This window comes from Ideonella sp. (assembly GCF_044358605.1).
Classification (GTDB): domain Bacteria; phylum Pseudomonadota; class Gammaproteobacteria; order Burkholderiales; family Burkholderiaceae_C; genus Ideonella.
In genome coordinates, this window is the sequence record NZ_JBIKNQ010000103.1 from 1 (window position 1) to 7,382 (window position 7,382).

Annotated in this window: 8 protein-coding genes; 4 read left to right on the forward strand and 4 right to left on the reverse strand. The window is 62.6% G+C overall.

From position 1 onward, the window contains the following. The first annotated feature begins 110 nt into the window (after nucleotides 1-110). The 4 genes from ACIQ3Q_RS21880 to ACIQ3Q_RS21895 all read left to right on the forward strand — a co-directional run bounded on the left by ACIQ3Q_RS21880 (nucleotide 111) and on the right by ACIQ3Q_RS21895 (nucleotide 4,985). Nucleotides 111-1,886 (forward strand): S8 family serine peptidase, encoded by a 1,776-nt coding sequence (locus ACIQ3Q_RS21880; RefSeq protein WP_396271357.1) that lies wholly within the window; start codon nucleotides 111-113, stop codon nucleotides 1,884-1,886. A 267-nt stretch (nucleotides 1,887-2,153) separates the two neighbouring features. After that, nucleotides 2,154-2,573, forward strand: coding sequence for a hypothetical protein (locus ACIQ3Q_RS21885; protein WP_396271358.1), 420 nt, complete (start codon nucleotides 2,154-2,156; stop codon nucleotides 2,571-2,573). 336 nt (nucleotides 2,574-2,909) lie between these two features. Beyond that, nucleotides 2,910-3,557, forward strand: coding sequence for a response regulator (locus ACIQ3Q_RS21890; RefSeq protein WP_396271359.1), 648 nt, complete (start codon nucleotides 2,910-2,912; stop codon nucleotides 3,555-3,557). A 12-nt stretch (nucleotides 3,558-3,569) separates the two neighbouring features. Further along, the gene (locus ACIQ3Q_RS21895; RefSeq protein ID WP_396271360.1) at nucleotides 3,570-4,985 is read left to right on the forward strand and encodes a sensor histidine kinase; all 1,416 of its coding nucleotides are present in this window, start codon (nucleotides 3,570-3,572) and stop codon (nucleotides 4,983-4,985) included. On the opposite strand, the gene ACIQ3Q_RS21900 is transcribed toward ACIQ3Q_RS21895, so the two are convergent. From ACIQ3Q_RS21900 to ACIQ3Q_RS21915, 4 genes are all read right to left on the reverse strand, one after another. Further along, complete coding sequence (locus ACIQ3Q_RS21900; protein WP_396271361.1) at nucleotides 4,959-5,762, reverse strand: DUF2145 domain-containing protein; 804 nt, start codon at nucleotides 5,760-5,762, stop codon at nucleotides 4,959-4,961. The two genes, ACIQ3Q_RS21895 and ACIQ3Q_RS21900, sit on opposite strands and share 27 nt — an antisense overlap. Continuing rightward, on the reverse strand, nucleotides 5,759-6,184 hold the full coding sequence (locus ACIQ3Q_RS21905) for a hypothetical protein (RefSeq protein WP_396271362.1): 426 nt from the start codon (nucleotides 6,182-6,184) through the stop codon (nucleotides 5,759-5,761). Before ACIQ3Q_RS21905 ends, ACIQ3Q_RS21900 begins: the two co-directional genes overlap by 4 nt. 10 nt (nucleotides 6,185-6,194) lie before the next feature. Then, on the reverse strand, nucleotides 6,195-6,683 hold the full coding sequence (locus ACIQ3Q_RS21910; RefSeq protein ID WP_396271363.1) for a YiaA/YiaB family inner membrane protein: 489 nt from the start codon (nucleotides 6,681-6,683) through the stop codon (nucleotides 6,195-6,197). Between the two features lie 93 nt (nucleotides 6,684-6,776). Continuing rightward, nucleotides 6,777-7,262 carry a hypothetical protein gene (locus tag ACIQ3Q_RS21915; RefSeq protein ID WP_396271364.1) on the reverse strand — a complete coding sequence of 162 codons (486 nt, stop codon included), beginning with the start codon at nucleotides 7,260-7,262 and terminating at the stop codon, nucleotides 6,777-6,779. Nucleotides 7,263-7,382 lie beyond the last annotated feature (120 nt).

Below are 7,382 nucleotides of genomic sequence, written 5' to 3' on the forward strand. Positions count from 1 at the left end.
GTCCAAACCTACATACAGCGTGCTAGATTCACTCATGGCCCACTCCTGTGCATATTGGCAACGCCCTGGCAGAACACCTGCCAGGTGCATTGGTGTAGCTCGGCAGGCCCATGGCCTGCAACCTACGGTCGCGCTGGAGATGGGCCGCCTGTCATTACGAAGCCATCTTGTCTAGCGATGTGCACAAAGCCGGCAAAGGGTGCACCGGCAAGGGTGTGCGCATAGCCATTGTGGACACCGCAATGGAGCTAACCCATGAGGACCTTCAGGCCAATGTTCTGCCTGGACAGTCCTTTAACTTTACAACCCTCGGCAACGATACTGCCCCCGCCCCGAATCAAGCCGCAGTGGACCACGGCACAGCCGTGGCGGGCGTTGCGGCCGGGCGAGGCTGGAACGGCCTGGGCTCCAGAGGTACCGCTCCCTTTGCATCACTCGTGGCCTTCCCTGTGACCGACGTCAATCCTCACGATGGTCTGTCGCCAGACACCATGGACTATCTCGCCTTTGGCGCCAGCGAGTTGGCGGGCCAACAGCCTGCGGTATCGATGTTCTCAGGCCGGTCCAACACGGTTGACGTGTTCAATTACAGCGCAGGGCGAGATGTGGGAGCTCCAGAGTCAATCGAGCCGCCTGATTCCTGGGAGAGCGCGATGACTTTCGGCGTTAAGAACCGACGTAATGGCAAAGGGGCTGTCTACCTACAAGCTGCTGGTAATGAGCATGAAGGCTCTAGGGCATTTACGCTGCCAGACGGCAGTACCAAAGCCATCTTCTGTCAAAACGCGCTACCGAACCTCGGTCTGCCAGGTTCATTCAAGAACCTGGGTGCTTTGAGCTGTGGGTCGCCCAACCAAGACTATCGCGGCCACGAGACCAAGTACCTGATCGCCGCGCTGCACAACAGCGGCCGCGCCGCGTCGTACTCGAGTGCGGGCTCCTCTGTGTGGGTCTCAGGCTTCGGCGGAGAGGACGGTGCTGATCAAGCGGCCATCCTCACCACCGACAACGCTGGCTGCGCCAGCGGACACAACAATCGCGCCAATGCTGCTGATTGGAAAGCCGAGTATCCGGAGTGGACCAAGATCCTTGCCGACCTGTTTGGTGCCAGTACGAAAGATCCCAACTGCAACTACACCGGTAGGATGAATGGCACCTCTGCTGCGACCCCGTCTGTCAGCGGTGTGGTGGCGCTGATGTTGGAAGCCAACCCTAGTCTGACCTGGCGCGACGTGGGCTATATCTTGGCCCGCACCGCTAGAAAGGTAGATGCCAACATTGCAGACAGCAGCCGCCAGCCGCGCTATCTTCCCAATGGCAACACAGTAGGCTGGCCCTTGGACTTGCCGTGGCAGACCAATGCTGCAGGCTACAACTTCCAGAGCCACTACGGTTTCGGCATGGTGGACGCCCGAGCGGCCGTCAACATGGCCATCGGCTTCACGGCACCCCAAGGACGGCGCAGCACCACGCTGGTGGCACCCATGGTGGGCACCTCGACAACCAGCACCATTGATGGTTTCACCGCCTATATCGGAGTGGCTCGGTTTTCGGACCCAAGGGCAGTGCAGGGCAAGCTGCAGGTCGACTTAACACTCAAGAACCTGTCGGGGGCCCCTCTCAATGTGGGCGGCTTGCAGTTTGAAGTCATCAACCGCAGCAGCGGTACGCGATCGATCGTGATGCCCGCCTTCACGGCCTGGTTTATCAGCGGAGAGCGAGAGAACGGCAAACTGGTGACCGGTGGCACACAAGACTTGCGCCTTTTCACCAACGCTTTCTTTGGCGAAAGCCTGGCGGGTGACTTCGAGGTGCGGGTGGTAGATGTCCGTGGGCAGGCGCAGGGCTTGACCTTCACGGCCAGCCTCAGCGCCCATAGTCTCTAAGTGTCGACTATGCATCGCACGCCGACCAAGACCTCAGGCGGTGGGCTCTGGTGGTGGGGGGCTGCTGCTGCGGCGGCCGCCATCGGCATAGCCTGGTACGGATGGGCGTCGCCATTGGCTCAGGCTGATGGTGGGGCGCTCCCCGAGGCTTCTCGCCCGCCACCAACGAGTGCAAGCTCTACGGCGTCAGCCGCATCGACGCCAGTACTCGTGAGGGCCTCACAGGACCTCACCAAGCTACCCATAGAAATGAGGGCTACCGCACCAATGGCGGTTATCACCGCGTCTTCGGGCTTGAATCGGGTCGGGGTCGTGCCCCTGGCGCTGCCAGACGGCACGACCGCACCCTTGGTGCCGCTGGGCCAAAGCACGGTAGAGGTGGTGGGAAAACGCGTTGTCGAGGTGGCCCCTGGCAGGACCCAGTCTTTGCTGACTTTGCGTGACCCACAGACCGGGCAAGTGCACTACCGGCTGTCGGTGTTGCGGGTCGAGCTCAAGCCAGGTGCTGATCCGCATGGGCTGGCTCAATCCCTGCCGGAGAGCCGCTTGGACTTCGGCAATCAGGTCTACGCGCTGCTGGAGGTCGAGCCTGAAAAGCTGGCCGCTGCATATCGGCAACTGCAAGGCGACTCACGGGTGCGGGGTGTCAGCCTCAAGCCCTACACACCGCCCGCTCACCCCAAGTGATTTCTCCACACCGAAGCAACGCTTCGGTTTCTTTTTGGGACGCTGATGCCTGCCTGCATTGCGGCGCCCCACGCCTGAAGCTGCGAATCAAGCTTCAGGCGATGCTGCGCCGCTTCTGGCGGTCGGGTCTTCGAGGTGGACTGAGGGCACCCAAACTCAAGAGGGCCTCAGGAGATCCTCAGCGTTCTCCATGATTCTGTCGAATTGGAGAAGCTGTCTCAGCTCTGACGTGGAGTCAAAACCGGCCTTCCCCTAGACTTTCGGTCAACAACCATGACATCGTCGTTGACCGTGAACTTTGCTACAAACAGTCCTTGGGCCCCTATGAAGGTGCTGGTGATTGAGGACGATATTGATATCGCCAGCGGCATCGGTCGCGCACTGCAGCATGAGGGCTTTTGCGTGACCCAGGTCCGGAGTTTGAAGGCTGCGCGCCAGGCCTTGCAGGACCATGTCTTTGACTTGTTTCTGTTGGACTTGGGGCTGCCCGATGGTGATGGCATGTCTTGGCTGCGGGAATTGCGGACGGCGGGTTCTCAAGCCGCTGTCTTGATCCTGTCGGCGCGGGACCGCGTTTATGACCGCGTGTTGGGCCTCCAGAATGGTGCCGATGACTACCTCATGAAACCCTTTGAGATGCTGGAACTGTCCGCACGCGTCAATGCCATGGCTCGGCGCGTGCGGGGTTTTCAGGCGGGGCAACTCAGTTGGGCGGGTGTGAGCCTGGACGAAAAAGCGATGCGCGTGCTCGTGGAAGGCCGGAACATCGCTTTGTCCAAAACGCAGTATGAGTTGCTGCGTGCCTTGCTGCTTAAGCAAGGTAGCGTGGTGCTGCGCAGCACACTGGAGCGGGTGGTCTTGCCCTGTGCAGACAGCACGTCGCTGGATATGCATGTCTCCAACTTGCGCAAGAAAATCGGCGCGCATCGTCTGCGCACAGTCAGGGGGGTGGGCTATGTCATTGACGCTGAAAGACGCGCCTGAGAAGGTGCGGCCATGACAGGCAAAGCTTGGCGTTGGCCGGTCTGGGGGCTGTCTTGGCGCGCGGCCCTGGGTGGCTTGGTGATGGCACAGGTCTTGTGGGTCGTCATGGGCCTTCTGATCTATATCTTCGATGATTGGAGCCACAAGGACCTGCACACCGACGGTCGGCACGCGTTGGTCTTTGAGGTTTTGCGTGACACTGAGCGTGACCCAGCACAGCAGGCCAAGCTGCTGGCGGCGCTGAGCACACACTTCTTTGTCCGCGACCAACATGCCCAGGATGAGCCCGACTTGGTCACCTCTCTGGTCATTTGGCGTGCCGGTAAACTCGTCTACAGCCCGCCGCATCTGCCTCATCCGGCGGCGCCGACGCCCCTGGGGGCGATGACAGACCTGGGTCATGGGGCCGCAGGTCAGCTGTGCAAGGCCGAGGCCTCCAGCCCCCTCATCGTTTGCTTCATCACCCAAGGCCCGCACCACTTCATGCGGGCCATTCGCGGCACGTTGTCGGACTACATGCAAATCATGTTCATCATGACTTTGTTGAGCGGGCCGTTTATGCTGCCGATTTACTGGTGGGCCATGCGTCCGGTCAGGCGCCTGAGCCAGCAAGTAGCGGCGCGCCAACCGGGGCAGTTGGACCCTGTCGAGGCGCTGCGTTACCCCAAGGAGTTACGGCCGATGGTCGCGGCGTTGAACCAGTGGATGGCTGAGCTGCAATCCACCCGCTTGCGGGAGCGGCTGTTCCTGGCCAATGCAGCACATGAGCTGCGTACCCCCTTGACGGCCATTCAGGTCAATGCCGAGCAATTGCAAAGACAAACGGGTCCGGACTACGCGGGGGCTCTAGCGCCATTGCTCAGTGGCTGCCGCCGCATGTCGCGCGTGGTGGAGCAACTGATGCGCTTGGTGCGCCACGAAAGCGAGGTGATGGTCGAGGCCGAACCACAGGCGCTGGACTTGGCGCGGGTGTTGGAATCCCGCATGGCGGAGCTGAGTGGAGTGGCAGACAGAAAGTCAGTGACGCTGGAGCTGCAAGCGACGCCTGGGTTGGTGGTGTGGGCGCCGCCTGAATCGCTGGAGTCCTTGGTCGACAACATCGTGGGCAATGCCATCAAGTATGTGGACACGGGGGGCGACGTCTGGGTGCGTTTGACGCAGCACGAGCAGATGGCGTTGCTGGAGGTGGACGACAGCGGCCCCGGCATTGCAGAGGCAGACCGCGAGCGGGCCTTTCAGCGCTTTATGCGGCTGGACAACCCCCGCGCCGAAGCTGGCGCGGGGCTGGGCTTGGCCATTGTGCAGTCGGTGACGCTGGCGCTGGGTGGGCGGGTGGAGCTGCGCCGCTCCGAGCGCCTGGGTGGCCTGCTCGTGCACATTGAGCTGCCGCTGATGCCGCTTTCACCGGATGGTTTGCGGCGCCCCTGACAAGCCGCTGCGCTGTGTCCAAGAGAACATCGAATCCACCGTGATGGTCTCGATGCGGTTGGCAAAGCGCTTGGCATTGGGGTGGTCATCAAACGCCACATTGGCGGTGGTGACGCGCGCACCCAGGCGGGTGAAGGTGCCCAGCTTGAGCGTGGTCGGCTCATAGCCCTTGAACTGCAACCAGGCCTGTGCACGGCTGCGGTTGCTGGCGCTGGGCTCCAGGGCGCCAGCCAGGGTTTCCAACACCCATTGGTTGGACTGTTGATAGCGCTGGCTCCAGGGGTAGGCCACCATGCTGTAGGCCGCGCTGTGCCATTGCGGCAGGCGCGCGTTGTCTTGCAGCAAGGGCAAGAGCTTGGCCTGGGTGTCCGGGCTCAGCACCACATAGGCGGCTTCATAGCGGTGCGGGCGGTCCAAGAAAAACTCCCCCAAGCCTTGCCTGAACAACTGCGCCTTGTCGGTGCCGCATTGGTTGAGCTTGTGCAGCACGCGCCAAGGCACGGGGGCGCTGCCGGGCGCTGCAGCAGGCCGGTAGGCAAAGCCCAGGTGCGACCACTGCAGGCCGTGCTTGCTGAGGTCTTGCCCCGCGCGTGCCAGCAGCAGCACTTGCGTGCCGGTGCTGTCCAGTTGCTTGGCGGTGGTCTCGGCCAGCTTCAGGCCTTGCTCCAGCTCGCGCAGGCTCAGCGGTTTCTCTTCGCAGGTGCGGCCCGCTTGGGCGCTGGTGCAAGCGGCCCACAGCAGCAGGGCGGCGCCTGCCCATCGTGTGGCGGTGTTCATCGGGTGATGGGCTCGTTGTAGAGCAACGAGGCCCCGATCTCGTTGGGGATGAAGCACAAGGCCTCGCCCGCCGCCGAGAGCACCCAGCCTGCGCCGATGGCCACCACGGTGACGCTGGCGCCGACCGCAGCGGCCGACTCGCCTGCAAAGCGCACGCTCATGCGCACGCCGTCCGAGGCCCGCTGCAGCACCCACACCGAGCCTGCGGCCGTGGCTTCCACCGCCACCACCGTGAAGGCCACGCCGGCTGACAGCACGGCTACCGGGGCCGCCACCGAGACCGCAATCGGCAAGGCCGAGAGCAGGCTGATGTCGGACGCATGCGAGCTGCAGCAGCGGTGGGCCGAGGCCATGGGCGAGACAGTCAGCAAGCTCAGGCTGAGGGCGGCGCACAGGCTAAAACGCTTGAGGGATGTTGTCATGCTGGGCTCCTTATTCGGCGTTGCGGGCGGCTTGTTGGCGAGCTTCGTGACGGCCTTCTTGGCGGGCGGTCCAGCGGGCTTCCAGCAGGTCGGCGTCGTAGGCGTCACGCAGCGTTTTGGCCAAAGTGAAAACGCTGGAGATGAGGAACAACCAAGACACCAACAGGTAAGACTTCCAGACTGGCTGAATGTTCATGCGCCACAGGCCCCAGGCCGTCAGCGCCATGGCCAGCACAAAACCGGCCCAGGCCACGTTGGACCACATGGGCGAGTCTTGGCGTTTCTCTTGGTTGTCGCGGATGCTCTTGGCCAGCACAAAGGCACTGCAGAGGCAGAACACATAACCCATCACCATGAAGGCACGGTCCAGGTCCTCGCCGGGCAACCAGGCCAGGCCGGTGGCGCACAGCGTGGCGGCGATACCGAAGGAGATCCAGACTTGCGCCCGCCACGCGCGGGTGTCGCGGCGGATCATGCTGGTCGGGTGGGTGTGGTCCATCTGAGGGCCTTTAAAGTTGAACAGGGCTTCATCATCGGAGTGGGGCAGGGGCAGTCCGGCCGTTCATGCAGAGCTGTTGCGGCCCAATGGCCCTCAGGTATCTGCGGGTGATACTTTCGCCGGGCGTTCAAAGTGCCGACGGGTGGCAAACACGGTGTCGCTCAAGCCTTGGCCCTGCCAACGCAGGTGGCGCTTGAGCATCAGGTCGAACAGCAGCGGGTTGTGCGCCCGCACCTGGGTCAACACGGGCACGTGCTCGGCTTGCAGCAGGCCCGCACGCACCAAGCCTTGCGGGCGGAAGAGCGGCCCCACGCCCGGTAGGGGGTAGTCCGAACCATGCAGCAGGCGCGGGTGCCAGTCGCGCCTCGTCAGCAGCGTGCGCCAAACTTCGGCGTTGCGGTTGACCTGAAACACGGCAGAGATGTCACCCAGCAGCAGGCCTTGCCAGGCGGGCTCGTCCATCAGCCGTGCAAACAGCGAAAAGGCGCTGCAGGCGCTGGGACGACGCTGATCCAGGTCCAGCGCTTCACCCAAGGAGGCGCAGTGCGCCATGATCACCCGCACACCAGCTTGTGTCACGTCTCATGTGATCATTGGCCGATTCGAAGCTGGCCGCTACTTCAGGCCAGAGCTGTCCTGAGCGAGTTGCTGGCTTCGATCCCAGAGAGTTCATCATAGCCAGATCGCATGAGCCATATT

Bases quoted from the DNA above. Each gene is read 5' to 3' on its own strand.
- ACIQ3Q_RS21880 (WP_396271357.1), top strand. From the start codon at position 111: ATGGCCTGCAACCTACGGTCGCGCTGGAGATGGGCCGCCTGTCATTAC.
- ACIQ3Q_RS21885 (WP_396271358.1), top strand. From the start codon at position 2,154: ATGGCGGTTATCACCGCGTCTTCGGGCTTGAATCGGGTCGGGGTCGTG.
- ACIQ3Q_RS21895 (WP_396271360.1), top strand. From the start codon at position 3,570: ATGACAGGCAAAGCTTGGCGTTGGCCGGTCTGGGGGCTGTCTTGGCGC.
- ACIQ3Q_RS21900 (WP_396271361.1), bottom strand. From the start codon at position 5,762: ATGAACACCGCCACACGATGGGCAGGCGCCGCCCTGCTGCTGTGGGCC.
- ACIQ3Q_RS21905 (WP_396271362.1), bottom strand. From the start codon at position 6,184: ATGACAACATCCCTCAAGCGTTTTAGCCTGTGCGCCGCCCTCAGCCTG.
- ACIQ3Q_RS21910 (WP_396271363.1), bottom strand. From the start codon at position 6,683: ATGGACCACACCCACCCGACCAGCATGATCCGCCGCGACACCCGCGCG.